This is a genomic window from Empedobacter sp. UBA6305 (genome assembly GCF_002440405.1).
Taxonomy (GTDB): Bacteria; Bacteroidota; Bacteroidia; order Flavobacteriales; family Weeksellaceae; genus Empedobacter; species Empedobacter falsenii_B.
Map to the genome: position 1 here is coordinate 17,317 of NZ_DJTP01000019.1, position 25,851 is coordinate 43,167.

General features: G+C 31.0%; 31 protein-coding genes and 1 pseudogene. 11 read left to right on the forward strand and 21 right to left on the reverse strand.

Annotation, left to right across the window (positions count from 1 at the left end; all coding sequences use genetic code 11):
* Positions 1-33 precede the first annotated feature (33 nt).
* Positions 34-681, forward strand: a complete 648-nt coding sequence (locus tag B3M86_RS04915; RefSeq protein ID WP_286495865.1) for a SanA/YdcF family protein — start codon at positions 34-36, stop codon at positions 679-681.
* Between the two features lie 38 nt (positions 682-719).
* Here the strand turns inward: B3M86_RS04915 and B3M86_RS04920 are convergent, their stop codons facing one another.
* The 3 genes from B3M86_RS04920 to B3M86_RS04930 all read right to left on the reverse strand — a co-directional run bounded on the left by B3M86_RS04920 (position 720) and on the right by B3M86_RS04930 (position 2,117).
* Positions 720-1,250, reverse strand: a complete 531-nt coding sequence (locus B3M86_RS04920) for an adenine phosphoribosyltransferase (protein WP_219035195.1) — start codon at positions 1,248-1,250, stop codon at positions 720-722.
* 93 nt (positions 1,251-1,343) lie between these two features.
* Entirely contained in the window at positions 1,344-1,772 is a 429-nt protein-coding gene (locus B3M86_RS04925; RefSeq protein ID WP_125349076.1) for an acyl-CoA thioesterase, read from the reverse strand.
* 84 nt (positions 1,773-1,856) lie between these two features.
* Positions 1,857-2,117, reverse strand: coding sequence for a hypothetical protein (locus tag B3M86_RS04930; RefSeq protein ID WP_038333588.1), 261 nt, complete (start codon positions 2,115-2,117; stop codon positions 1,857-1,859).
* Positions 2,118-2,372: 255 nt separating this feature from the next.
* On the opposite strand from B3M86_RS04930, the gene dnaA reads away from it, so the two are divergent.
* Genes dnaA through B3M86_RS04945 form a run of 3 tightly spaced genes read left to right on the forward strand, consistent with a single transcriptional unit; the run spans position 2,373 to position 4,982 of the window.
* Entirely contained in the window at positions 2,373-3,800 is a 1,428-nt protein-coding gene (dnaA, locus tag B3M86_RS04935; protein WP_286495871.1) for a chromosomal replication initiator protein DnaA, read from the forward strand.
* Positions 3,801-3,818: 18 nt separating this feature from the next.
* Positions 3,819-4,265, forward strand: coding sequence for a low molecular weight protein-tyrosine-phosphatase (locus tag B3M86_RS04940; RefSeq protein WP_219034670.1), 447 nt, complete (start codon positions 3,819-3,821; stop codon positions 4,263-4,265).
* A gap of 9 nt (positions 4,266-4,274) precedes the next feature.
* Positions 4,275-4,982 carry an SAM-dependent methyltransferase gene (locus B3M86_RS04945; RefSeq protein WP_286495863.1) on the forward strand — a complete coding sequence of 236 codons (708 nt, stop codon included), beginning with the start codon at positions 4,275-4,277 and terminating at the stop codon, positions 4,980-4,982.
* A 145-nt stretch (positions 4,983-5,127) separates the two neighbouring features.
* On the opposite strand, the gene B3M86_RS04950 is transcribed toward B3M86_RS04945, so the two are convergent.
* The 3 genes from B3M86_RS04950 to B3M86_RS04960 all read right to left on the reverse strand — a co-directional run bounded on the left by B3M86_RS04950 (position 5,128) and on the right by B3M86_RS04960 (position 6,241).
* A complete protein-coding gene (locus tag B3M86_RS04950; protein ID WP_219034672.1) occupies positions 5,128-5,427 on the reverse strand; it encodes a type II toxin-antitoxin system RelE/ParE family toxin in 300 nt (99 codons plus the stop codon).
* Complete coding sequence (locus B3M86_RS04955; RefSeq protein ID WP_291075744.1) at positions 5,420-5,671, reverse strand: type II toxin-antitoxin system ParD family antitoxin; 252 nt, start codon at positions 5,669-5,671, stop codon at positions 5,420-5,422. Before B3M86_RS04955 ends, B3M86_RS04950 begins: the two co-directional genes overlap by 8 nt.
* A gap of 81 nt (positions 5,672-5,752) precedes the next feature.
* The gene (locus tag B3M86_RS04960; RefSeq protein ID WP_286495862.1) at positions 5,753-6,241 is read right to left on the reverse strand and encodes a hypothetical protein; all 489 of its coding nucleotides are present in this window, start codon (positions 6,239-6,241) and stop codon (positions 5,753-5,755) included.
* A 114-nt stretch (positions 6,242-6,355) separates the two neighbouring features.
* Between B3M86_RS04960 and B3M86_RS04965 the strand changes: the two genes are divergently transcribed.
* Positions 6,356-6,730 (forward strand): DUF962 domain-containing protein, encoded by a 375-nt coding sequence (locus B3M86_RS04965; RefSeq protein WP_286495861.1) that lies wholly within the window; start codon positions 6,356-6,358, stop codon positions 6,728-6,730.
* 100 nt (positions 6,731-6,830) lie between these two features.
* Here the strand turns inward: B3M86_RS04965 and B3M86_RS04970 are convergent, their stop codons facing one another.
* The 5 genes and pseudogenes from B3M86_RS04970 to B3M86_RS04990 form a co-directional block, all read right to left on the reverse strand.
* Positions 6,831-7,469 carry an SGNH/GDSL hydrolase family protein gene (locus tag B3M86_RS04970; protein ID WP_286495860.1) on the reverse strand — a complete coding sequence of 213 codons (639 nt, stop codon included), beginning with the start codon at positions 7,467-7,469 and terminating at the stop codon, positions 6,831-6,833.
* Positions 7,470-7,897: pseudogene (locus B3M86_RS04975) on the reverse strand (SGNH/GDSL hydrolase N-terminal domain-containing protein); the annotation flags it as partial.
* An 88-nt stretch (positions 7,898-7,985) separates the two neighbouring features.
* Positions 7,986-9,413: an adenylosuccinate lyase gene (purB, locus tag B3M86_RS04980; protein ID WP_291075746.1), complete on the reverse strand. Its 1,428-nt coding sequence runs from the start codon at positions 9,411-9,413 to the stop codon at positions 7,986-7,988.
* A gap of 21 nt (positions 9,414-9,434) precedes the next feature.
* Positions 9,435-10,289 carry a fructosamine kinase family protein gene (locus B3M86_RS04985; protein WP_291075748.1) on the reverse strand — a complete coding sequence of 285 codons (855 nt, stop codon included), beginning with the start codon at positions 10,287-10,289 and terminating at the stop codon, positions 9,435-9,437.
* A 56-nt stretch (positions 10,290-10,345) separates the two neighbouring features.
* Positions 10,346-11,635: an adenylosuccinate synthase gene (locus B3M86_RS04990; RefSeq protein ID WP_219034680.1), complete on the reverse strand. Its 1,290-nt coding sequence runs from the start codon at positions 11,633-11,635 to the stop codon at positions 10,346-10,348.
* 230 nt (positions 11,636-11,865) lie between these two features.
* Between B3M86_RS04990 and B3M86_RS04995 the strand changes: the two genes are divergently transcribed.
* Together B3M86_RS04995 and B3M86_RS05000 are read left to right on the forward strand one after the other, a co-directional pair.
* Positions 11,866-12,555, forward strand: a complete 690-nt coding sequence (locus B3M86_RS04995) for a DsbA family oxidoreductase (protein ID WP_286495857.1) — start codon at positions 11,866-11,868, stop codon at positions 12,553-12,555.
* A gap of 60 nt (positions 12,556-12,615) precedes the next feature.
* On the forward strand, positions 12,616-12,969 hold the full coding sequence (locus B3M86_RS05000; protein ID WP_185144102.1) for a TonB-dependent receptor domain-containing protein: 354 nt from the start codon (positions 12,616-12,618) through the stop codon (positions 12,967-12,969).
* A 49-nt stretch (positions 12,970-13,018) separates the two neighbouring features.
* On the opposite strand, the gene B3M86_RS05005 is transcribed toward B3M86_RS05000, so the two are convergent.
* The 6 genes from B3M86_RS05005 to B3M86_RS05030 all read right to left on the reverse strand — a co-directional run bounded on the left by B3M86_RS05005 (position 13,019) and on the right by B3M86_RS05030 (position 18,914).
* A complete protein-coding gene (locus B3M86_RS05005) occupies positions 13,019-13,636 on the reverse strand; it encodes an N-acetylmuramoyl-L-alanine amidase (protein ID WP_125349084.1) in 618 nt (205 codons plus the stop codon).
* 78 nt (positions 13,637-13,714) lie between these two features.
* A complete protein-coding gene (locus B3M86_RS05010; RefSeq protein WP_219034682.1) occupies positions 13,715-15,043 on the reverse strand; it encodes a DUF58 domain-containing protein in 1,329 nt (442 codons plus the stop codon).
* Positions 15,043-16,029, reverse strand: a complete 987-nt coding sequence (locus B3M86_RS05015) for an AAA family ATPase (RefSeq protein WP_286495856.1) — start codon at positions 16,027-16,029, stop codon at positions 15,043-15,045. Before B3M86_RS05015 ends, B3M86_RS05010 begins: the two co-directional genes overlap by 1 nt.
* On the reverse strand, positions 16,029-17,273 hold the full coding sequence (locus B3M86_RS05020; RefSeq protein WP_291075750.1) for a hypothetical protein: 1,245 nt from the start codon (positions 17,271-17,273) through the stop codon (positions 16,029-16,031). Before B3M86_RS05020 ends, B3M86_RS05015 begins: the two co-directional genes overlap by 1 nt.
* On the reverse strand, positions 17,270-17,932 hold the full coding sequence (locus tag B3M86_RS05025) for a hypothetical protein (RefSeq protein ID WP_280036848.1): 663 nt from the start codon (positions 17,930-17,932) through the stop codon (positions 17,270-17,272). Before B3M86_RS05025 ends, B3M86_RS05020 begins: the two co-directional genes overlap by 4 nt.
* Positions 17,919-18,914 carry a stage II sporulation protein M gene (locus tag B3M86_RS05030; protein ID WP_219034685.1) on the reverse strand — a complete coding sequence of 332 codons (996 nt, stop codon included), beginning with the start codon at positions 18,912-18,914 and terminating at the stop codon, positions 17,919-17,921. The genes B3M86_RS05025 and B3M86_RS05030 overlap by 14 nt, the downstream gene beginning before the upstream one ends.
* Positions 18,915-18,943: 29 nt before the next feature.
* Here B3M86_RS05030 and B3M86_RS05035 point away from each other — a divergent pair, with 29 nt between their 5' ends.
* Complete coding sequence (locus B3M86_RS05035) at positions 18,944-19,666, forward strand: RDD family protein (RefSeq protein ID WP_219034686.1); 723 nt, start codon at positions 18,944-18,946, stop codon at positions 19,664-19,666.
* A 30-nt stretch (positions 19,667-19,696) separates the two neighbouring features.
* Positions 19,697-20,068: a YchJ family protein gene (locus B3M86_RS05040; protein WP_219034687.1), complete on the forward strand. Its 372-nt coding sequence runs from the start codon at positions 19,697-19,699 to the stop codon at positions 20,066-20,068.
* Positions 20,069-20,445: 377 nt separating this feature from the next.
* Here the strand turns inward: B3M86_RS05040 and B3M86_RS05045 are convergent, their stop codons facing one another.
* The 3 genes from B3M86_RS05045 to B3M86_RS05055 are packed head-to-tail and all read right to left on the reverse strand — an operon-like array spanning position 20,446 to position 22,592.
* Positions 20,446-21,159, reverse strand: a complete 714-nt coding sequence (locus B3M86_RS05045; protein ID WP_219034688.1) for a nucleotidyltransferase family protein — start codon at positions 21,157-21,159, stop codon at positions 20,446-20,448.
* A 1-nt stretch (position 21,160) separates the two neighbouring features.
* Positions 21,161-21,583: a RapZ C-terminal domain-containing protein gene (locus B3M86_RS05050; protein WP_219034689.1), complete on the reverse strand. Its 423-nt coding sequence runs from the start codon at positions 21,581-21,583 to the stop codon at positions 21,161-21,163.
* The gene (locus tag B3M86_RS05055; RefSeq protein WP_219034690.1) at positions 21,576-22,592 is read right to left on the reverse strand and encodes an aminoglycoside phosphotransferase family protein; all 1,017 of its coding nucleotides are present in this window, start codon (positions 22,590-22,592) and stop codon (positions 21,576-21,578) included. Before B3M86_RS05055 ends, B3M86_RS05050 begins: the two co-directional genes overlap by 8 nt.
* Positions 22,593-22,697: 105 nt before the next feature.
* Between B3M86_RS05055 and B3M86_RS05060 the strand changes: the two genes are divergently transcribed.
* Positions 22,698-23,162, forward strand: a complete 465-nt coding sequence (locus B3M86_RS05060) for a hypothetical protein (protein WP_147279970.1) — start codon at positions 22,698-22,700, stop codon at positions 23,160-23,162.
* Positions 23,163-23,238: 76 nt separating this feature from the next.
* Entirely contained in the window at positions 23,239-23,874 is a 636-nt protein-coding gene (locus tag B3M86_RS05065) for an NAD(P)H-dependent oxidoreductase (RefSeq protein ID WP_114999737.1), read from the forward strand.
* Between the two features lie 48 nt (positions 23,875-23,922).
* On the opposite strand, the gene B3M86_RS05070 is transcribed toward B3M86_RS05065, so the two are convergent.
* Complete coding sequence (locus B3M86_RS05070) at positions 23,923-25,569, reverse strand: dipeptidyl-peptidase 3 family protein (protein ID WP_291075753.1); 1,647 nt, start codon at positions 25,567-25,569, stop codon at positions 23,923-23,925.
* Between the last annotated feature and the right edge of the window lie 282 nt (positions 25,570-25,851).

Consider the following 25,851-nt stretch of genomic DNA (forward strand, 5'->3'; position numbering starts at 1 on the left):
TTGAATGTTAAAATTTTTTAAAACAAAAGATAGTTGAGTAAACTTGTAAAAATAGGAAGATTTGTAATGCGTAAAAGTATGTTTATCGCTGGATTAATAGCGGTTTTTACTTTGATCGTTGCATTGATTATTCAAGTTTTTACTTCGTATTACATTTACAATTATCAAGGAAATATTCCGTCAGATTATCGTGTGGCAGTTGTTTTTGGTGCAAAAGTGCAAGCTAATGGACAACCAACTCGTTTTTTGAAAGATCGTTTGGATGCTGCAATTCGACTTTACAAAGAGGATCAAGTGGATGTAATTTTACTTTCTGGAGAAAAACTTCACGAGAATTTTAATGAAATTGATGTGATGGAAAAATACTTGTTGGATAGAGGTGTCAAAATTGAAGATACTTATCTAGATGGAGCAGGTTTGGATACATATAGCACAATCTACAGAACCAAAAATATTTATCAATTTGATAAAGTGATTTTAATTTCTCAATCTTATCATCTCAAAAGAGCGCTTTTCTTAGGAAAAGTTTTCGGATTGGATTGTATTGGATATAATGCGGATAGCGGACCTTATAAAACGGAAGGTAAACAGAGTTTTAGAGAAATTTTAGCGAATATAAAAGCTTTGTTGGATATTGGTAATGAAAGAGCGCCAGAAGTGATTATAGCGCCTAAAAAATAAAAAAAACTCCGCTCAAAATTTTGAGCGGAGTTTTTAGTTTAATATTCTGTTAAAGTAACAATATCAGTTGTAAAAGATGTTAATTTATCTTTACCATGTAGGAAAGTTAAATCAACAATAAAAGAAAACTGTGTTGTTTTTCCACCACATTTTTCTACCAATTTAGCACAAGCTTCGGCAGTTCCACCAGTTGCTAAAACATCGTCGTGAATTAGAACTCGCGCACCATCTTTGATGTAATTCGAATTTACTTCGATAGTTGCTTGTCCATATTCCAAATCATAAGATTGACTAATTGTTGGAGGAGGTAATTTACCAGCTTTACGAATTAATACAAAAGGAACTTTTAATTTTTGTGCAATCTGAATTCCGTACAAAAATCCACGGCTTTCAATTCCACAAACAATATCCACTTTACCTTTTGCTTTTTCTACAAAAGCGTCTACAATTTCATTCGAAAGTTCAGAATTTAAGAACAATGGAGTAATGTCTTTGTAGACAATTCCTTCTTTTGGAAAATCGATAACGTCTACAATCGTTTGATTGATTTTTTCTTGAAGTGTTGACATTCGTTTTTAATCATGTTTTGTTAAGGAACAAATTTAATGAGAAATCATTTGCAAGAATTTGTTTTAACGAATAATTAATGATTCTAAATAATATTATAAACCTAAACTTGTCCAAATACGTTCTGGAATACGAACAGGACGACGAGTTTCGGCATCAATACAACATAAAATAGTGTATCCTTGATTAATTATTTTTCCCACTTCATTATATATATTGTAATCAAATCGAATGCGAACACCTTTGTCACGCTCATGAACTGTTGTTTCAATTTCGATTAATTCATCGTACAAAGCGCTACCAATATATTTTGTATGCATTTCAATAATTGGCATCTGAATTCCCATTGCTTCCAATTCAGCATAAGGAAAACCACGTTTGCGCATCAATTCTACACGACCAATTTCATAAAACTCAGGATAATTTCCATAATAAACCACTTTCATTTGATCGGTGTGTTTATATAGAATACGAGTTTTGGTGCGAAAAACATTTAATTGTTCGGTTTCTTCTATCTTCTCCATAATTTTCTAAAACATCATTTTAATCTTCAAAAGTAGAGAACAAAAAAAAGACTTTATCATTAATTATATAAAAAATGAAAAAGTCTATTCAGTAATTTTTTTGTAATCCATCCAACTAAAAGAAGTTTGCGAAGAATCTTTTTGCTCTTCTTTTAAGAAATCATATTGAATTTGAATAATTGTTTTGAAAGTAGGATTTGCTATTTCATAATAAAAAGTCCTTACATTTTTTTCTTCACCTTGTTCAATTCGTAAAAGAGAAAAATTATTTTTGATGCCCAAATCATTTAAATGATTTTCTACTTTGATAATTGCGAAGTCAATTTTTTCTTGTGTAATTTCCATAGTGATACAAAAATAAGAATTAATAGTTTTATAAGCCAAAATATGTCCGAAAAGATTATCTTTGCAGTATTTTTATTTTATCTAAAACTACTTATTGATTATTTTTAATTATACAAAGTATTTTTTAATATATCAATACCTAAATCATTTTTTTTATTCAAAATTTGTTCACAATTTTGTAGAGAAGGGTTGATGAAAATTTAACATTGACTTTCAGTATTTTACATTAAAACTTAAGCACTTTTGGACAATATTATGACGATAACTGCAAATTCTGTGTGGGAAAAATGCTTGTCTTTTATAAAAGACAACATTGCAGAAGATGCCTTCAATACTTGGTTTGTACCGATACGTCCGGGCAAACTAAATAATAATGTTTTAACAATACAAGTACCAAGTAAATTTTTTTACGAATGGTTAGAGGAGCATTATATCAAAATTTTAAAAAGTGCCTTACAAAAAGAATTAGGTTCTGATGCAAAATTGGTATACAGTATTTTGATGGATCAAAAGTCGCAAGGACGTGAGCCATTCACGGTACGTATTCCAAGTTCGAACAAAGAAAAACCTCGCCCACAAGAGGTAGAAGCGCCAATTAATTTGCAAGCTGGTAAAATGATGAATCCTTTCGTTATTCCAGGATTGCAAAAATTAAAAATTGATTCGCAATTAAATCATAATTATACATTCAATAATTTTATCGAAGGAGAATCAAACCGATTAGCACGTGCGGCTGGTCGTGCGATTGCCAAACGCCCAGGAGGAACTTCGTTCAATCCACTATTCATCTATGGTGGAGTAGGGTTAGGAAAAACTCATTTGGTGCATGCGATAGGTTTAGAAGTAAAAGATTTACACCCAGAGAAAACTGTTTTGTATGTTTCAACTGAGAAATTTACACAACAATTTATTGAAGCTGTAAAAAATAATAATCAAAATGATTTCATTCACTTTTATCAAATGATTGATGTTTTGATTATGGATGATATTCAGTTTTTATCTGGAAAAGCAAAAACGCAAGAAGTTTTTTTCCATATATTTAACCATTTACATCAAAGAGGAAATCAGATTATTTTGACTTCGGATAAATCTCCAGCAGATATTCAAGATATGGAAGATCGATTAATTTCTCGTTTCAAATGGGGATTATCAGCCGATTTGCAAAACCCTGATTACAATACACGTCTTTCAATTTTGAAACAAAAATTAGAAAACGATGGTATCGAATTTCCTGATGAAGTAATGGATTATATCGCACAAAATATTGATACAAATGTGCGTGAATTAGAAGGTTCATTAAACTCAATCATTGCGCAAGCAACGTTGAATAAACGTGAAATTACCTTAGATTTAACATCACGTACGTTATCTAAATTAGTACAAACAGCTCGCAAAGAAATCTCGATTGATTACATTCAGAAAACAGTTTGTGAATACTTTAAAGTGAAGATTGAAGATATTCAGTCAAAAACACGTAAACGTGATGTCGTACAAGCGCGTCAATTAGCAATGTATTTTGCAAAACAATATACAAAAGCGTCTTTGGCAAGTATTGGAACACAAATCGGTAAACGTGATCACGCAACAGTTTTACACGCTTGTAAAACAGTGAAAAATTTACAAGAAACGGACAAGCAATTTCGTGGTTATATTGAAGATATTTCACGTAAAATTTCAGATTAATCTATAAATATTTTTTCAATGAAAATTTTGATGGTTTGTTTAGGTAATATTTGTCGTTCTCCGTTGGCAGAAGGAATTTTACAATCAAAGGTTGGCGACAATCATTTGGTAGATTCTGCTGGTACGGGTGATTGGCATGTTGGTGAACAACCAGATAGACGCTCGGTTGCGGTTGCTAAAAAATATGGTGTTGATATTTCTGATCAACGTGCAATGCATTTCAATCCAATTTTTTTCGATGAGTTTGATTTAATCTTTGCAATGGATAAACAAAATTTAATTAATTTGCAACAATTAGCTCGAAGCGAAGAGGAGCAAAGTAAAATCAAATTGATCTTGAAAGATGGAATAGGGCAAACGCAAAATGTTCCTGATCCTTACTACGATGGAGAAGATGCTTTCGAGCATGTTTATCAATTATTAGATGAAGCCACAGACGGAATCATCAAAAAATATAATCTTTAAAATTATACAATGAAAACGGCTAAAGTTTATTTGATTCCTTCACTTTTAGGTGAAAGCGAACACAGTAGAGTATTGCCTTTATACAATCTTGACATTATTCGAGCAATTGATACGTTTGTGGTAGAAAACGAAAAATCTGCACGTAAATTTATCAAACAAGTTTGCCCCGAAAAAGTTCAAGCCGATTTAGATATTTACATTCTAAACAAAGATACAGAGCCAGAAGAAATGTTAGATTTGATCAAATTATTTGATCAAAACAAAACGATCGGAATTATTTCCGAAGCTGGTTTGCCTGCGGTTGCAGATCCGGGTGCGCAGTTGGTAAAAGTTGCGCAACAGAAACGCATCCAGGTAGTTCCTTTGGTTGGTCCATCGTCGATTTTGTTGGCGTTAATGGCTTCTGGAATGAATGGTCAAAACTTTGCTTTTCACGGTTATTTACCAATCGATAAAACAGAACGTAAAAAGAAATTAGCGCATTTGGAAGCTGAAAGCGCGAAAACGGGAATTGCTCAAATTTTTATGGAAACGCCTTATCGTAACAATCAAATGGTAGACGATTTAACGAAGATTCTTCGTGCCGAAACCAAGATTTGTGTCGCGTGCCACATTACATTAGAGGACGAAGATATCCGCACGTTATCGATCAAAGAGTGGAAAAATGAAAAGTATGATTTTCATAAACGTCCTGCTATTTTTGTGATGCAAGCTTAAAATTTTATAATATAGATCAACACTTCGTGTTGCTTTTCACGAGTCGTTTATCCAAAGTAAATAAAATAGCCAACTTGAAAAAGTTGGCTTTCTCGTATAATCGTTTTTTGCGGTGAAAATAGTTGAAGTGAGAAAATTAAAAAGTTTATTCTTTTATACGATTCTTCAAATCCATTTCCGCACCGAGAATTCTTGTTATTTCAATTTCATCTTTAGTTAGAATTCTATAAAAGATAATGTGTTGATTGGCTAAAAATCCGTAAAGTTCAGAATTAATCTCACTATAATTTCTTCCAATCATGGGGTTTTCGGCTAATAACTGACAAAAATTGATTAGTTCTTCATAATATTTATCCGCTTGATTCTGTGACCACAATTCAAACGTATATTCATATATTTTCGAAAGATCTTCAACAGCTTTATTTGTCAAGAAATACTTAGCCATTATTTTTTATTTTGGCTTTCAAAGTTTCGAGGTGTTTTTTTGCTTCAAAATCCTCTGCAATTCCACTATCTATACCTTCTTGTATCGAATTTTTCAATAACTGAATTTTATCTTCTTCTTCTTCCAAAAGTCTCAAACCAGCTCTAATAACCTCACTTGCATTTTTGTATCTTCCTTGAGAGACTTTTGTATCAACAAATTCTTCAAAATAATTTCCCAAAGAAACAGATGTATTTCGTCCCATAACGTCTTATTTAGTTTAATAAAATAAAGTTACCAAATTTTGGTAACTATTGCTAATGTTTTAATATTGAATTTGTTTTATTTAGAAAATAGGTGGTATAGGATTCTCAATTTTATTTCTTTTTATATAATAAACTGTCATTAAAATGATACATAATGTAGCGATTGTAGTTATTCCGGTTAAAAAATAGTAGGTGGTTTTGTGCGTATTATAACTTAATAAAATTTTATTTTCTTTCTCTATTTGAACTATATCCAAGTTATTTTTATTAGAATTTGAAGGTGAAAAATATACTTTTACTTTGTCACCGTGACTAATATTATTATCAAGCTCTGAATAATTTTTAGTCATTTTGTATACTGCGAGATTTTGAGGATAATTAGAAAGTTTTAAAAAGAATATTTTAGAATTTTTGTTTGAATTTATAATACCTTTATTTGTTATTATACCTTCAACTTGCGAATATTTAGATAAATCTTTAGAAGCTTGATTATAAAAAATATAAGTTAGTAGGGTAAAGAGTGTGATACCAAATAGTATTGCAAATACATTTATAATTTTTGTAAACATTAATTGGATTTTGTAAGATATTTCAAGTTATATTCAAATTTACAACTATAATTTTGGTTTTAAAGTTTAATAATCAAACAAATTCAACCTATATTTAAGTTAAAATCATCCAATATGAGAAAAATAGAACAACTTTTTAGTGAATATGGAGAAAGTCATCAAAATGGAACAAACAAAACTATTCATTGGATTTGTGTTCCTTTAATCTTTTGGACGATTCTTGGTTTTATATCCTACATTCCAGCGCCGCATTTGTATGTTCAGAACTTTGGTTATATCAGTATAGCTTCAATCATTGCATTGGTTATTGTTTCAATATTTTATTTTAGATTATCGGTTGTCGTTGGTTTCATTATGATTTTTCTAATGTTGATTATGGAATATTTTATTTCGTTGTGCAATGTGCAATTCGGTACAAAATCTTGGTTAGTTTATTTGGTAGTATTTATTATCACGTGGATTTTACAATTCGTTGGACACAAAATATAAGGGAAGAAGCCAAGTTTTCTCAAAGATTTACAATTTTTGTTGGTTGGTCCTATTTGGTTGTTAGGTTTTATTTTGAGAAAAGTTGGTATAAAGTATTAATCTATTTCTTACTCAAAATTTCATTTACTTTTTTCTCAATGGCCTCTGATAATCTGCTAAAACCTAAATCATTTGGATGAATTCCGTCTGTAGAACCTTCGTTATCCGAACCAATTAAATTATCACCTTTCAATAAATACAAATCTTTTATGCCTTCTTTTATCAACGCATCGTATTGGGCTCGATAGGTTTGATTTTGTCTTGTCATATCTTCGTGAGCGATTAAATCAAATTTACTCATTGGTCGAATCAAGCTTTCTACCATCAAGATTGGTGTTTTTGGATGATATTTTCGGAGTAATTTGACGAACGGAATTGTTCTACTTTTGATCTCTTCGGGTGAACTATTTGGAACACAATCCAAGATAAACAAATCAACCCCTTGAATATCTTTGATCATTTCAGCCAATTCAATTTCAATTTTTGCACTTCCACTCAAATCAAGATTAATGAATTCATAGCCTGTTTTTCGTGTTAAAATAGAAGGATAATTCATTCCAGGACGACTTGCCGAAGCACCTTGCACAATGCTTGAACCATAAACCACGATTTTCTTTTTATACGCAATCGGTTGATTGATAAAATTAGCGGAAGCATCAATTCCTATTTTTAAATCTGTAATTTCGTTCCAAAGTGGCAAATAAAGTATGAATTCCTTTTCTGTCTTTGATAAATTCTTGACGATATCAATTCACTTTTGATATTTTGCTGATTTGGTAAAGCCGCACCTGCAAAAATCCACTTTCCGTTTTCTTTGATATACAAATCCAACCCACGCGCCATAATTCCAGTTGTATTCGCGCCCAAATAAGTAGAACGAGTTGTCCAATCCAGTTTTATTTGTGAAGTATTCGATTTGAATGTAACATATAATCCAGCGGGAGCAGTAAATAAACCTTTTACTTTTTCAGGAAGATTTGCGTATTTGTTGGTATCGATTCTATGGTAAAAAGGTGTATTATCAAAGGCTTTTCCTTGTACAGTAAATTCTTTGTTCGTGATATATTTGATTTGTCCAACTACGTGAAAAGAACAAATAAGTGCAAAAAACAGAAAGAATTTTCTCATTGGTTATAATTGATTAAAGGTTAAAATTAAAAAAAGACTTCCAATTTGGAAGTCTTTTTTTTGTTTCATGTGTTTGTCTTAAGCGTGTTTACACTTTAAGGTCTGTATGAGCGCCTAAAAGTGTTTTATTTTCTTCGATAATTGGATCAACCAAATCTTTTAAGAATTCTTCTGTTTGTTCAGAAGCAAATCCTGTAAAGTTTTTCGGATCTAATAATTCGACTAATTTCTCTTTGTCAATTTTTACATTTTCATCGGCAATGATACGTTCAATTAAATCGTTAGATTTTCCTTCCATTTTCACTTGTTTTGCAGCTTCCATAGAATGTGTACGGATAATTTCGTGTAATTCTTGACGATCTCCACCATTTTTAACACCTTCCATAATGATATATTCGGTTGCCATAAATGGTAATTCTTCCGCGATATGCTTCTCGATGATTTTAGGATAAACGACTAAACCATCTAAAATATTGTTCCAAATGATTAAAATTGCATCAATCGCTAAAAATGCTTGAGGTACTGCTAAGCGTTTGTTAGCCGAATCGTCCAACGTTCTTTCGAACCATTGAGTTGAAGCAACCATTGCAGGAGAAGTTGCTAAGGACATCACGTATTTCGCTAAAGAGGCGATACGCTCTGAACGCATAGGATTGCGTTTGTATGCCATTGCAGAAGATCCAATTTGATTTTTTTCGAAAGGTTCTTCAATCTCTTTTAAATTTTGTAATAAACGCAAGTCGTTTGTAAATTTATGTGCAGATTGTGCAATGTTTGATAATAATTCTAATGCTTGAGCATCAATTTTACGATCGTAAGTTTGTCCTGAAACTGCAAAAACATTTTTGAATCCGAAACGTTCAGATAATTTTTTGTCTAATGTTTTTACTTTTTGGTAATCTCCATCAAATAATTCTTTGAAAGAAGCCGCTGTTCCAGTTGTTCCTTTTACACCGCGAAAACGTAACGTATCTATTCTGAATTCTAATTCTTCTAAATCTAATAAAACAGATTGTAACCAAAGTGTTGCACGTTTTCCAACGGTTGTTAATTGTGCTGGTTGGAAATGCGTAAATCCTAAAGTTGGTAAATCTTTGTATTGACGCGCAAATTTTGCTAAACCATCAATCACATTGATTAATTGTCCTTTTACATGTTGAAATCCATCACGAATCTGAATCAAATCTGTGTTATCGCCAACAAAAGCCGAAGTAGCGCCTAAATGAATAATTGCTTTTGCGCTTGGTGCAACATCTCCGTACGTATGCACGTGAGCCATTACATCGTGACGAAATTTCTTTTCGTAAGCCGCAGCAACATCATAATCAATATTAGTTGCATTATTTTTTAATTCTTGAATTTGTTCGTCTGTAATATCTAATCCAAGTTCCTTTTCAATTTCTGCCAAAGCAATCCAAAGCTGTCTCCATGATGTAAATTTTTTCTCAGGAGAAAAGATATATAGCATTTCGTCGCTACAATATCTCGATTCTAAAGGATTTTGATACTTGTTCATTGTATTTGTTTGTTTTGTTTTTTAAAATTTTTTCAAAATGGTTTGCACATCTTTCACATAATAACCTTCGAAAAGGTAAGCGTGTATCAGCAATGGAAATAATTGTGCAATTGGTAAACGCTCTTCGAAATTTGGTCCTAAAGGATTATTTTCGTGATAGGCATCAAAAAATACATCATCAAATCCTCCAAAAAGCTTTGCAATAGCCAAATCCATTTCGCGATGACCATAATAAATTGCAGGATCTATAACCGAGAATTCGCCTTTTTTGTTGGCTAAAATATTTCCATTCCAAAAATCTCCATGCAATAAAGCAGGTTTTTCTTCTGGAAATATCGAATTCAATTGTTTACATAAACTCTCTGCAGATTTTATTTGTTTTGAATTGATTAATTGTTTGTTTTGCAATAGTTTCATCATTGGCATGATGCGATTTTTTGCATAAAATTCGCTCCAAGAATCTGTTAAACTATTCGGCTGAACGACAATTGCAATGTAATTATCTTCTGACCAACCAAATTGTTTACTTGTATTTTGATGAAGTTTTGCTAAATTTTTTCCTAAGTTTTCCCAATTTACAACAGTTGGAGTAGAGGTTTCCATCCATTCTAATAATAAATATTGAAAATCTTTTCCAGCTTCGCCAACATTTACCACTTTCGGAACCGAAAATGTTTTGGTCTTTTTGATGGCTTCTAAAGCACGTGCTTCTTTCTTGAAAAGATGAGGAAAGTTGTTTGCGGAATTTACCTTTAAAAAATATTTTTTATCAAACGATTCTAATCGAAAAGCATCGTTAATATCACCACCTTTCATCGGGACGATAGAATCTATACCTAAATTCAATTGTTTTAATCGTTCTAAAATTTCGTTCATAAAAATATCTCATAAAGTTATAGCCCAACAAAAGTCAGGCTATACTATTTAATTTATTAAAATAAAGTTGTTCTAATAATGTTTTGAGAACGCTCTGGTCCAACCGAAACTAAATAAACTTCGATTCCTAAGTATTTCTCAATGTAGTGAATGTAATCTTGCGCTGTTTGCGGTAACTCATCAAAAGATTTTACGTTTGTAATATCTTCTTTCCATCCTGGTAATTCGTCGTATTGCGCTTCGTAATCAGCTAATTTAGTTGTAGAAGAAGTGAAATAATCAATGATTTTTCCGTCTTCTGTTTTGTAACCTGTACAAACTTTTACTGTATCAATATTCGACATTACATCTAATTTAGTAATTACTAAATGTGTAATTCCATTAATCATACAAGCGTGTTTCAATGCAACTAAATCTAACCAACCTGTGCGGCGTGGACGACCTGTCGACGCTCCGAATTCGTGACCAACTTGACGAATTTGTTCTCCTAATTCGTTGTCCAATTCTGTTGGGAAAGGACCGTTACCAACGCGTGTACAATATGCTTTCGAAACTCCAATCAAATTTTTCAATTTTGTAGGAGGAACTCCAGCACCAACACAAACTCCACCTGTTGTTGGAGAAGATGATGTAACGAATGGATATGTACCAAAATCGATGTCTAACATTAATGCTTGAGCACCTTCGAATAATACATTTTTACCTTCGTCAATTGCGTGGTTAATTTCTAACTCAGAATCTAAGATACGTTCTTTCAAACGCTCACCATAAGCTAAATATTTTTCGTAAATGTCTTCGAATTTTAATGGTTCTTTATTGAATAATTTTTCGAATAAAGCATTTTTAACCACTAAATTTTCTTTGATTTTTTCTGCTAAAACTTCAGGATTTAATAAATCAATTGCACGAATACCAACGCGCGCTACTTTATCCTCATAACAAGGACCAATTCCGCGTTTTGTTGTACCAATTTGACTATCTTTTCCTGCAAATTCTTCACGATATTCGTCTAACAAAATGTGATAAGGCATGATGATATGCGCTCTTCTCGAGATAAAAACGTGATCTGTAGATAAACCTTTTGCTTCTAATTGTTCAGTTTCTGCAAAAAAAGCTTCAGGATTTACTACGACACCATTCGCAATAATACATTTTCCTTTGCATTGTAAAACTCCAGAAGGTAATAAGTGTAAGACAAATTTATCATCGCCTACATATACCGTATGACCAGCGTTGTTACCACCTTGGTAGCGTACAACATAATCCGATTTTTCGGCTAATACATCTGTAATTTTTCCTTTTCCCTCGTCACCCCATTGAAGACCGACTACTACGTGTGTTGACATATTGTTTGTTCGTTATTTGATTTGGAATAAAAATGAAACTAATCATCTTTTCTTGGTTCACTGCAAAGGTAATTTAAACCTTGTCTTAAACAAATTTAAAACTCAATTTAGCACGATTATTTTTCAAGATTTTGTTAATAATTTTTCAAGATAAAATTAACCGAAAAATAACCGAATCCATTCAAATAAAAAGCGTATTTTTACAAACTTTTACACCAAAAATTTCTATAATGAAAATTGAAATCTGGTCGGATGTAATGTGTCCGTTCTGTTATATCGGAAAAAAACATTTTGAACAAGCTTTAACGCAAATTCCTTATCAAGATAAAATACAGGTTGAATGGAAAAGTTTTCAGTTAAATCCTGATTTATCAAAAACTGAAATTACTTCTGTCAATGATTATTTAATCAAAACAAAAGGAATTTCGGAAGAACAAGTTTCGGCAATGAATAATCAATTGGCTGAAATGGGAAAAGTTGTTGGAATTGATTTTCAACAACAAAATTCTAAAGTTGTCAATACGGGTGATGCTCACCGATTGATTCATTTTGCGCAAGCGAATGGAAAAGGTTCGGAAGCAGAAGAAAGACTTTTTAAAGCGTATTTTACAGAAGGTAAAAATGTAGCTGATTATGAAGTTTTGGCTGAATTGGGAGAAGAAATTGGTTTGAACAAAACCGAAGTTCTTGAAATGCTAAATTCTGATGCAAATGTTTTTGAAGTTGCTTCGGATATTTTAGATGCGCGTAATATTGGTGTTTCTGGCGTTCCGTTTTTCGTAATTGACCGTAAATATGCACTTTCTGGTGCTCAACCAGTCGAGTATTTCGTTTCTGCTTTGACACAAGCTTACGAAAAAGATCATTTGGACCAACCACAAAATGGTGCTTCTTGTGATGTAGACGGAAATTGTGATTAATACAATTTGCAAATAAATATAGAAAAGGACTTCAATTGAAGTCCTTTTTTTCGTTTTATATTGATTGATAATTTTCTAAAAATTGTACAATTTTTTCTGCTAATTGATTTTTATGAAAAGAGCTTTTCAAAGTTTTATATTCAATATCAGTCAACAGAAGATCATTCGTTCAATTTTAATTTTGGGCGAAGAATTCAACGACCAGCTTTTTGGGAATTAAATCCAAATAAATGGTATAGTAATCCTATTTCTTACACAGAAGGAAATCCTTTTATGCAACCAGCTTTTGTGTATAATTTCGAGTTAAGTTATGGATTCAAAGATTATTTACAAGCAAAAGTTTATTATCAAAATATACAAGATGATTTTGGTCAAATTGCCTTTCATCAAGAACAAGAATTGGATGGAAAATAGAGAAAAAACAAAAAATCTCAGAGCAAAATACTCTGAGATTTTTTTATGTCTAATTCTTCAATGCTTCAAAAATTTTATCTGCTATTTTAGGGTAATTACTTTCGTTTGTTAATATTTTTCGGTCATCGTCATTTGTCAAATAACCGATTTCAATCATAATAATTGGAACTTGTGAATCTCGTAATATTTTCGAATTTGTTTCAACAATTCCTAAGTTTTCAAAACCTAAAGAACTTATACTTGTTCCAATTTTTTCGCCAAGTATTTTACATTCTTCGAAAGTAGGATTCAATGGAGAAAGGTGAATTTCTGTTCCTTTTTTCGAATCTTTTACATTATAATTTGCGTGAATTGATAAAACCAAATCAGGTTTTATTTCATTAATCATTTTCGCACGACTTGTATTGATAATTTGTTCGTCACCTTTTCTCAATAATACAAAATCAATATCTGTAAAAGGATTTTTTTCTTGAATAATTTCTGCAATTTTCAGCGCAATATCTTTTTCCTGAAATTCATCTTTTTTTACGCCAGTATCTGTTCCTCCATGTCCAGCGTCCAAAAGGATTACGCGCTTTGTAGAAAGTGTTTTATTTTCGATAAAATTTGTTTGTGCAAAAAGACTTGTTGTTAAAATTAAACAAAAGATCTGTAATAGTTTTTTCATGGTTGTTCAGATTAAATTGACCAACTTTAAGCAATAATTGTGCTTATTTTTCTAAAAAAATGGTTAAAAAAACTTTTTTTAAAACAAACCTCGCGCTTTTATCTCTAAATATTTATTGATTAAGTTAATAGACAATTCTTGTGGTTCGCAGTAAATCGTTAAAATCCCGAATTGATGCAAACGATTTATGATTAATTCTTTGTCGTAATTAAACTTTTCGGCAATTGTTTGATCGTAAATATCAGTAGTAGTCTTTGCTTTCTGATGATTAAGTTTTTTCAATTCCGAATTTTTAAATAGAATCAAAACGACAACATGCGATTTTTTAATCAATTTCAGATATGGTAATTGACGTTCCAAACCATCAATTGTTTCAAAATTGGTATAAATAAATAAAAGCGATCGTTGCGTTAATTTTCGTTTGATATAGGCATACAATTGTCCAAAATCACTTTCCAAAAAATCAGTTTGTACATTGTATAATTTCTCCAAAATCAATTGCATTTGATGATTTTTTCTATCCGCAACAACGTGATCTTGAATTCTTTTATTAAATGTTATTAAACCTGCTTTTTCATTTTTTTGAAGTGAAATATTTGCGACAACTAAGCTAGAATTGATTGAATAATCCAACAATTTTAAACCATCAAAAGGCATTCGCATCGTTCTCCCTAAGTCAATTAACGAATAAACAGGCTGCGATTTTTCTTCCTGAAATTGATTGACCATCAGTCGATTTGCTTTTGCCGTTGCTTTCCAATTGATTAAACGATATTCGTCACCAATCGTATAATTTTTTATATTTTCAAATTCTGTATTTGTTCCAATTTTTCGAATCCTTTTCATTCCAAATTGATTCTGTAACTGAGCGGTAGAATATAATTGAAACTGTTTTAATTGCAAATAAGAAGGATAACAAGCAATCGAAATTGGTTCGTTTATTTTGATCTTTTTCTCAATCAATCCAAAAACAGAAATAAATACATTTGTTAATCCAAATTTATATGAACCTCGTTCTGTTGGTCGAATTTTGAAATCAAATTTAGTATTTTGACTACTTTTAAATCGTTTTCTAAACTGAAAATCTCTTAATTGTAATTGAACAGGAAACTCTTCTATAATCCTTACATTTAGAGGGAATTGATAATGATTTGTTACGAAAAGTTCCAATTCATTTTCATCACCATTTGAAAGTCGTTCTGGATAATTTCGAAGAACTTCAATGGAAGTTTTAGGAATATAAACCAAAAATATTTCGACAATAACACTGACGATAAAGACAAGTGTCAAAATCTTTGCAATAATGTAAATAGGAGATAGAAAAAATGCAATCACATAACAAAATGCAATGAATAATCCCGCATAAAAAAAGCGATTGGTAAGAAATAAGCTTCTGAAAAATTTCATTAACGAGGAATTTCTACGCGATCAATAATTTGCTGAATAATATGTTGTGTTGTAAAACCTTCCATCTCTTTTTCAGGAACCATCACAACGCGGTGTCCCAAAATTGTATGCGCAATTTGCTTGATATCTTCTGGAATCACAAAATCGCGTCCATTCACCGCTGCATTTGATTTTGCAGCATCTAAAATCGCGATAGAAGCACGTGGCGATGCACCCATATACAAGGTTTGATCGATTCTGGTTTGATGAACAATTGTCGCAATATACGTAATCAACGCTTCGTGTACGAAAACTGATTTTATGCGATCTTGGAACTCAATAATTTCATTTCCTGAAATTACTTTTTCTACCAACGTTTCTTTGTCAATATTTTTGCGTTCTTGTTGTTCTTTCAATAATTCAATTTCACTTTCTAACGAAGGATATTTGACATAAATCTTAAACATAAAACGATCCAATTGTGCTTCTGGTAAGCGATACGTTCCTTCTTGCTCGATTGGATTTTGAGTTGCAAAAACTAGAAAAGGAGCTTGTAAAGGATAAGTTGTTCCATCAACCGTCACTTGTTTTTCTGACATCGATTCGAATAAAGCCGCTTGAGTTTTTGCAGGCGAACGGTTAATCTCATCAATTAAAATAATATTCGAAAAAATTGGTCCTTTTTTGAACTCAAATTCATTGATTTTAGAATTTAAAATAGACGTTCCAATCACATCAGAAGGCATTAAATCTGGCGTAAACTGAATTCTACTAAAACCAGAATCTATCGTTTTTGCCAACAATTTTGCCATCATTGTTTTGGCAACTCCAGGCAAACCTTCTATCAGAGAATGTCCGTTAGAAAGCAAAGCCAAAATTAATTGATCGATAATATCATCTTGTCCGACAATTACCTTTTTCAATTCATTTTTTACAGTTTGCATTTTATGTTGTACATCCGAAAAATCGACTCTATTTTCGAATGGTTGATATGTATTTTCGCTCATTAGATATTTGCTTTTTGTTTATAGTTTTCGATGATTTGATACACAATTTCCAAATCGTGTTCATTTGGTTGATTTTTTTGATAAATATTTTTCAGAATCGTGAATTTTTCAAGACATTCTTCTTGGCTCAAATTTGCTTTTTGTGCAACAATTTCAATGAATTGTTTGTTTGTAATATCGTCTGTTTCGATTAAAAATGTTTTTCTCAATTTGTATAAAAAATAATCGATTTTCTTTGAAACAATGTCTTTTACTTCGCCATTTTCTTGGTATAAAGAGGAAATTGTCTTAGCAAATTCGACGGTATGATTTTCTTCTTTGGTATAAATTGGAATGATGCGTTGTTCGCGTTTGCTTCTAAAAATTAAAAAGAAGAAAAGTAAAACCAATAACGTAATCCAAGCAACTTTTAGAGCTGGTTCGCTCATTATGAAACGCATCATTGATGAACTTCCTGCATAAGTTTTCGAGGTATTGTACCAAAAAATAGTTTTCCCTTTCAGTGGTTCTAAAACTGATTTAGCATAGAAATAACTGTCCTCATTTAACAAATAATAATTGGTAAAATAAAGCGGTTCTGCGTGATATAAATAATAACCTTTATAATTTTTTGGTTTGATTTTTAAATAATTTGGGTAAGCCTTATCTTTATAAGTAATTGTTCCAAAAATTTCAGAATCATTTGTGATATCGCTAAAATAGTGATGTTCGATTTCTTTTTTCTTCTTTATTTTGAACAATTTATTTGTTCTAAGTTCAAAATTATCATTAATATTTATTGTCTGATTGTACAAGATATTCTCTTCAGATTCCGTAGAATCAGTTGTTGGCGTATCTGTAGAATACGTTTCTTCGTTAATATCTTCTTTTCCATTTGTGTCATCACCAAAATTGTCATAATAATCTGCAATCATCACAATTCCACCATTTTCGGCAATTTTGCTCAATAAATTTTTAGAAACTGTATCAAAATAAATTTCAGAACCGAGCACAACAACTGCATAATCTTTTGCTTTTTTAGGATCAATTTTTAATTCAGAAAGTTTTTCCAAATCTTTCATTTTCCCATTAGATAACTTCCCAAGTTCTTCGTGCATAATAAATAATCCGTACGGATCTTTACTATTTTGATAAAGGCTTACATTCCATGATTTAGGAAGCTTATAACGAAGTTTTGAGAAAGAAAATATAAAAATTCCGATCAATAAAATAGCGCCTAATAGAATACCTAATTTCTTTTTCATGAGGCTAAATATTGGTTAAACTGATTGAAATTTGTCTTGAATTCGTGGTATTTATTTTCATCAATTTTAAATTCTCCAAACCAAACTTGATTGAAAATTTTAGTATTTTGATTGAATAAAATCTTTGATTTTTCGTCTTTTATTTGATTGATAAATTGTTGATTTGTTTTCTTCGGATCCCATTCAATCCAACCTTTTTTATCTAAATTTTGTAGATTTTGATAATGCAAATAACGAATTGCTAAAGCAAAATTTTGTTCTGTTTCTGCTTTATTGATTAATGAATTCAAATTAACTTCGGCTAAATTTTCTTCGATAAAATCAAAATCAGATTCGTCATATAATTTTTTCGAATTTCGTTTAAGAATTCCACCATTTTTGTAAATACGTGTGGCAAGAAAAATTAAGAATAATCCAATTACAAAATAGAAAATGATTTCCCAAGGTAAATAAGAGAGAAATCTAAAAATACCTTCGATTATTTTTGAGAAAAAGCCAGGTTCGAATTCTTTTTTAGGTTTTGGAACATCATTATAATCAAATTCTTTTCCAGCATATTTTTCTTTGAATGCTTTAAATTCTGCTGTTTTTTCTTGTGCAAAAACAACGAATTGAATTAATAATAATGTAAATGTAAAAAATAGTCTAAATTGTTTCATTCGATTCTAAAGTTTGATTGAACGAAAAAGTTTTTTGTCTATTTTTTTGAATCGGATAAATGATGTAATACCAAATAATTAAGATTAATGAAAGGATTATTACCAATAAACTCAATACAATATTAACATCATATAAACGCGTAATAAAACCTTCGATAAATCCAGCTATAATAAACATTGGAACAGTGCTTAATAAAATCATTACCGCTTCTTTTGCTTTGATTGTGAGTGATTTTTTTCGCGATAAAGTTTTTGGAAACATAAAGCCATTTCCAAGCATTAATCCGCAAGCTCCAGCAATAATAATCACCGAAATTTCGATTGTTCCATGCATCCAAATTGCTGACATTGCCTTTCCCAAAACGCCTTCTTTGAAAAACATATAATGAAATGCACCTAACATAATTCCGTTCGAAAATAGAATATATCCTGATCCAATACTGAAAAATAATCCTAATGTAAAAGCAAAAAAAGCAACACGAATATTGTTGATGGTTATAGCTAATGTAGAGCCAGTCTGACTTCCTGATTTGTAAATTGCTGCAGGATCACCTTTTTTGATGTTCATTAACGTTTCGTCTACATATTGATTTCCTAAAATTAATCGTGTAAAATCTGGATCGAAATGCGATGATAAAACGCCAATTAAAACCGCTAAGGCAAAAATTAAGAATGAATACAACAACATTTTGTGATTTTTGTAGACTACATTTGGCACATCTTCTTTGAAAAATTGCACAAATTGATTCCCAGAAGTTCGTTGATCTTTGTAAATTGACTGATGCGCAAATAAAGCTAACTCGTTCAAATAATCTTTTGTCTTACTTTTTGGGTAATAAGTTTGAGCAAACGCCAAATCATTTGTAATTTCGATGTAGTTTTTTGCTAAAATATCTGGATGAACATCAATTTTATTTTTCAAATTATGTTCAATATCAGACCATTTAGACTTATTTTTATCAATAAAATGCGCTTCTCTCATTGTAGAGTAGTTGTTAGTGAACCAAATATATGAATAAACTTTTAGTCAATACACCTCAAAACGTGCAAATTGCTTATAATATTGCACCACTTGGAAAACGTTTGCTTGCGTATATCATCGATATGATTATCCGAATCATATTAGTCTACGGTATGTATTATTTCTCTGAGTTTATTCCGAATAGAGACGAATGGTTTCGTATGGGAATTTATAGTATAATAGGTTTTATATTTTTACTTTATCCGTTGGTTCTCGAGATTTTAATGAAAGGGCAAACAATTGGAAAATGGATTATGAAAATTCGTGTAATACGAATGGACGGAAATCGTGCCAATAATTTTGATTATTTCTTGCGTTGGGTAATTGGAAGTGTCGAATTGTTTTTATTTACTGGACTTATCGCGTTGATAACGATGATTATAAATAAAAATGGTCAACGTTTAGGTGATATTGTTGCGAATACATGTTTGATTGATTTGAATCCGAAATTAGCTTTATCACAAACTATTTTCGCTGAAGTTTCTGAAACCTATAAAATTCGTTTTCCCGAAGTTTATCGCCTGTCTGATCGTGATATTAATATTGTAAAAGAAAATTTTACGTCTGCATTAAACAATAATAATTATGATATTTTATTAAAATTAACGCGAAAACTGGAGGAAATAATGGAGGTGAAAAGTGATGGTTTAGGAAATATTGATTTTATTCAAGTGGTGATTCAGGATCATTATCATTACCACAAAGACAAGTAAACAGTATCTTTGCAAAAAATAAAGAATAAAATGAATTGTCCTTGTTGTTCTGGAAAAGTATATGCAACTTGTTGCGAACCTTTTCATTTGAATATTGAATTGCCAAAAACTCCCGAAGAGTTGATGCGTTCTCGTTACGCTGCTTTTGCAATGGTTTTGCCTGAATATTTAGTTGATACAACACATTCTTCTACGCAAAAAGATAATGATTTTAGTGATATCGAAGATTGGGCAAAATCGAATAAATGGTTAAAGTTAGAAATTGTTTTTGCTAAAGATAATAAAGTTCGATTTAGAGCTTATTACCAAGACAAACAAGGTGAAATCTACGAACATGATGAACTTTCTAGGTTTGTGCAAGAGAATGGCAAATGGTTTTATGTAGATGGCGAGTTTTATTGATTTTTAAAAATAAATTCAGAAAATATTATTTCAAGCGAAGTCTAGAAATTAAAAAAAATGGATATTTTTTTTGAGCAATTACTTTTACAATTCCTTCAATTTATCCTGAATTTCTGTATCATAAATTTCTAAAAAACGTTCGTCATAAGGATAAGTATCTTTGAATCCTTTCTTAATCAAAACTAAGCTTTTATTGTAATTTATTTTTGCAGAATCTTTCCAACTTTATTTTTGAAAGAAAAGTAAAGTATTGAAGCGAGAATTATCACTACAACAATAGTTAAATAGATAAAATAATTAATGTATTTCATTCTATCTAAGATATGTAAACTTTTTGCATAAAAAAACTCAATCCATTGAATTGAGTTTTTTGTTTTCTATTTAAAATATTGTTCTGCTTCTAACACGCTTTCTGGTCGACCTACGTCGATTAAAATTCCGCCAGAATGATCAAAACCAATGATAGATTCAGTTTTCATCAAGTCCATATAAACTTTCATGATAGAAAATTTACCTTTCTCTGTAATTTTATCAAATAGAGTAGGAGAAATAACATGAATTCCACTAAAAGCTAAATCTTTGCAATTGTCTAAAGAATCTACAGCTTTTATTTCTTCTTCTGTTTTCAGATTTCGCCAACCTTTTAATTCATTTTGTTCATTGAAAAATAGTTTACGAGATGAATTTCGATCAGAAACTGCTAACGTTACTAACGCTTTGTTTTCTTGATGTGCTTTGATAAATTTAGCAAGATTTAGATCTGTTAAAATGTCCACATTCATCACCAAAAAATCTTCCTCGAAATTAGCTTTTGCTTTAACCAAACCACCACCAGTTTCAAGAACTTGATCTGTTTCATCTGAAATAGTAATTTCAATTCCGAAATAATTATTATCTTCTAAAAACTCAATGATTTGATCTGCAAAATGATGCACGTTAATCACGATTTCATTAATTCCGAAAGATTTCAAATATTCTATATTTCGTTGCAAAAGAGGTTTTCCATTTACAACTGCTAAAGCTTTGGGATGGTTGTCAGTAAATGGTTTTAAACGAGTCCCAAGACCCGCTGCAAAAATCATTGCTTTCATATTAATACGCCTCGTTTATCCAATTTTTTTCTTCTTGCACAATATGATGTAACGTAACTTGCGCTTCTGGAAATTTCTCTTGAATATGTTTTGCAGTCGCATCAGCAGAATAAACTGATCGATGTTGTCCGCCTGTGCAACCAAAATTAATTTCTAAATTCTCGAAACCTCGTTGCAAATAATCTTCGATCGAAATGTCAATAATTTGAAAAACACCTTCTAAAAAAACTGCAATTTTAGTTTCTGTTTTCAAGTATTTTTTAACCTCTTCGTCGCGCCCTGTTTGTGTTTTATATGCCTGAATTCGACCTGGATTTAGAATTCCACGACAATCAAAAACGAAACCACCACCATTTCCAGTTGGATCGGTTGGAATTCCTTTTTTATACGAAAAACTACGAACGTTGATGTTTAATTTAGCCATTTATTTTATGATTTATGCGTTCTAACGTTTCTGGAAGAACAAGGATTTTTATAATATGTTTTAATTCTGGATAATTTTGTAATATAGGATAATCGATTATTGATTCTAAGTTTTTAAGCCCAAATGAAATACTTTCTAAAAAGTGTTTTTTACGTTCAATAATTCCTCTCAAACCATAGGTTCCTAAAACTTGTAAAAGTCGAGCAACTACACAATATTCGTACGATTGACGAAAATCTATTGGAACTAAAGTTGGAATTTGTTTGGTTAATTCTTGGTAATAAAATTCGTATAATTCTTTTTTAAATTCAAATGGTAAATTGGCTTTTGCTTGCCAAATTAACGAAACCAAATCATAGACAACAGGTCCATATAAACCGCCTTGATAATCGATAAAATAAGGTTCGTTTTGATGAATCATAATGTTGCGCGTTTGGAAATCTCTGAACACAAAACCTTGTGGCGAAAGTTTATCAAATTGAGACGCAAAACGATCAAAATCTTTGATTAATTTTCCTGCATTGTAATCAATTCCTAAGACATCTAAAAAGTAAAAATTAAACTGAAATAAATCTCTTAAAATTAATGTTTTATCTAATTTTGGATACGAAAAAGTATGATTAAAATCGATTTTAGTTGCACCTTGAATTTGAGCAATTGCTAATTTTTCTAATGTCTTAAAATAATAAGGTTTTGCTTTTTCGAAATCATTCAAGACAATATTCATCAGTGTTTCGTCTCCTAAATCTGTTTGAACATAGGTTGCAAAATCTTCTGAAACTGAAACAATTTCTGGAATATTATTGATGACTTTTTTTAAATCTAAAGAGAACTGAATAAATACTTTATTTTCTTCAATATTAGAGCTTTCAGCCAAAATATACGACTGATTTTGATCAAAAAATCTCGAATATACTCGAGCTGAACCTCCTCCTGAAAGTTGAGTTAAACTTTCAATTGCTTTTTGAGTAAAGTTTTCTTGCAAAAATTGAGCTGTAGTATCGTTCATCAGAATATTTTGCGAAAGTTACGCATATCAAAAATGATTTAAAAATATTTGTTTGCTGTAACTTTTTTCAAAATGCTGCATCTATTTAGTAAAAGAGAAACTAATATGAAAAAAATAGCACTTATTATCGCAATGATTTCGTTACAATCATGTATTACAGTAAAAGTTAATGCAGATGTTGATTCGAATAATTTTTATAGAAAAGTGGATAATCCAAATATCAAATCGCAAGGAACTTTTTTTGACAAAGGAGTGGGGGATTCGAAATGGTCGAATTCGAATGGTGATAATTGGACAAAAGCGAAGTTTGAAGATGCTTCTGGAACGAGTTATATCAAGCTAAATGTTTCGAAAAGTTTAACTGCTAATTTTCATTCGAATATTAAATTAGAAGGCGAAATGATTTTTGAAATTGTAGATCAAAATAATGAAGTAGTGTTTAATCGTCAACTTACAAATTCGAAAGAAGAAAATTTTACAGTTGATTTAGCAAAAGGTGATTATCAAGTTCGTTGGAATTCTACGAATGCAACTGGAAGTTATTTTTTGGAATGGAAACAAGATAAATAACATAAATTTTAGCATATTTTTTGGTCGATCGATTACTTTTTTGATGTATTTTTAGAAAGATTTTAAATAAGTAATTATGTCTTTAATAGATGATTTGAAATGGCGTTACGCTACAAAAAAATATGATCCGTCTTTAATTGTTGAAGAAGAAGACGTTAAAAAAATTGTTGAAGCAGCTCGTTTAGCACCAACTTCATCAGGTTTGCAACAGTTCAGAATTTTAGTTATTAAAAATAAAGAATTGCAACAAAAAATTGTTCCAATTGCCTATGATCAGCAAGCGATTGTAGATTGTTCGCATTTATTGGTTTTTGTAGCTTGGGATCGTTATACAGAAGATCGTATTGATGCAATTTACGATTATACAACGGATGAGAGAGATTTGCCAAGAGGTCGTTTTGGTTCGTATACAGATAAATTGAAAGGAATTTATTTGCCTCAAACTTCTGAAGAAAATTTTGCACATACAGCTCGTCAAGCATACATTGGATTAGGTTTTGCTCTTGCTCAAGCAGCAGAATTGAAAATTGATAGTACGCCAATGGAAGGTTTTGATAATGCTGAATTGGATGATTTGCTTGATTTGAAAGAAAAAGGAATGCGAAGCGTTTTAATGCTTCCTTTGGGATACAGAGACAGTGAAGATTGGCTAGCGCCAATGAAAAAAGTTAGAAATCCGATGAAGGATTTTGCTACGAAATTATATGAATAACAAAAAAGCTTTCTCAATTTTGAGAAAGCTTTTTTATTGAATCTATTTTTACAATCCCAACATTTTTGGACCTTGTTCAAAAACAACATCAACTGGAATGTTTTTTGTTTTCAAGACATCTAAATCTTTTTGTAAATCGTCGTGAATAATTCCTTTATCAGCATATAATTTTTTTACACCATCATAATCTCCATTTCCTTGAAGTGTCAAAATTAATTCTGATAAACCATTCATTGCTTTTTCCATTTTAGCTACATTTACTCTGTAACGTCCATTTGTAGTTTTTTCGAAAGCTCCATTTTCAGCAAAATAGTTAAACGCAATCATGTTTGCTTGTCCGTGTGCAGAACTTGCTCCAAAACGAACTGAACGTAAGATTCCAGCCAAGAAAGTCACAAAATAATCTTCTTGTGTTCCTGTCAATTCACCTTTTTTCAACAATTGATTCACCATATACAAACCAAGAATATCAGCTTTTCCTTCTTCTAAAGCTGAATTAGCTTCTTTTAAAGCATCGCGGACAGAACCTTTTTCATTTACTGTATTTTTGATTCCTAAACCATGCGCCACTTCGTGAAACATCACATTAGAAAAGAATGCATCAAATTTGATGTTTTTCTGTTGGCTTTCATCAATCAAAGCAGTTGCAATTGGGGCAAGAATTTTATCAAATTTCGCTTTCATAGCATTTTTTAATTGCAAACGGCGCGTTCCTTTTTCTAGTTGAACTTTTTCATCATTTGGTAAATTAATCGCAATTGTTTTTCCAGCAGCGTTACAATCTCCCGCATAATACACCACATCATACGCATTAAGATCCGAATCAGTTCCAGGAATTTCTTTTTTGTAATTTGCAGAAACAGGTAAATTCTTCTGTAATTCTGGTAAATATTGAACGAATTTTGCCAATTTTTTCGACCATTCAATATCTTTTACTAAAATATATGCAGAATATGAAGTTTTATATCCAAACAATTGATCTTCGTAATTTTCAATCGGACCAACCACCATATCAATATTTGCATTTTTCATATCCATCCAAGCCAAATCACTTGCATAAAAATCATCGCTTATCAAAGCTGCAGCACGTAATTTTAAATATTTTTTAAGCCCAGCATCTTCTGCTAATTCTGATGCTTTTGTTAAATATTCAGCGGCTTTTGATAATTGATTTTTGAAATTTTCGTGGTATGGAATCGAATATAATTTTCCTTCACGATTACGACGAATAATTGAGTAAAGAGATTTACCATCTTTGATATTTGCTTGTTCAAATTCCTCTTTCGTCATATCAATTGGATAGAAAGTTGCACCAGCAGGTTTTGCTCCAATACCGTTTATAAAAGGCGTTTCGTTATTCAATCTATCCCAAGGACCGTAGTTTATTTTTGCATATTCTTTGGCTTCACCTTTCGTTTCGTCCATCAAATCTATTTTAGCACCATAAGCTTGTTGCCAAAATAAATCGTCCATAATATCTGCCGTTTTGAACATCAAACGTAAAATCTCTTTTTCGTTTTTTGTTAAATGCGAAATATCTGTTGTTAATGGAACTTGAGCATAATATTGAAAAGCGTAATCTTTTGTCATTTCTATTGAGGTTTGAGTTGATTCTGCTGCTGTTTTTTGAGTTGAACAAGAGCTTAAAACTCCAGCAAAAGCAATCATTCCTAAGAATATTGATGATTTTTTCATTTTGAATGTTTTGGTAAATTTACAACGAAGAATCAAACTAAAAATCATTCTTATTTTTTTTATCCATAAAAATATAATTTAAAATAACCAAGAATCCTGACTCCTAATCCAAAAATTAAAAAGCTTTAGAATGCAATTGTAAGAAGTTAGAGATAGAGCTTTTTTCTTATTCAGATTATCACAAATTTTTGCATTGCTCCCAAGTTTTGATATTAATTCAATAAAAAAATCTCAACTTCTATTGAAATTGAGATTTAATATGGGTGAATGATGGGTCTCGAA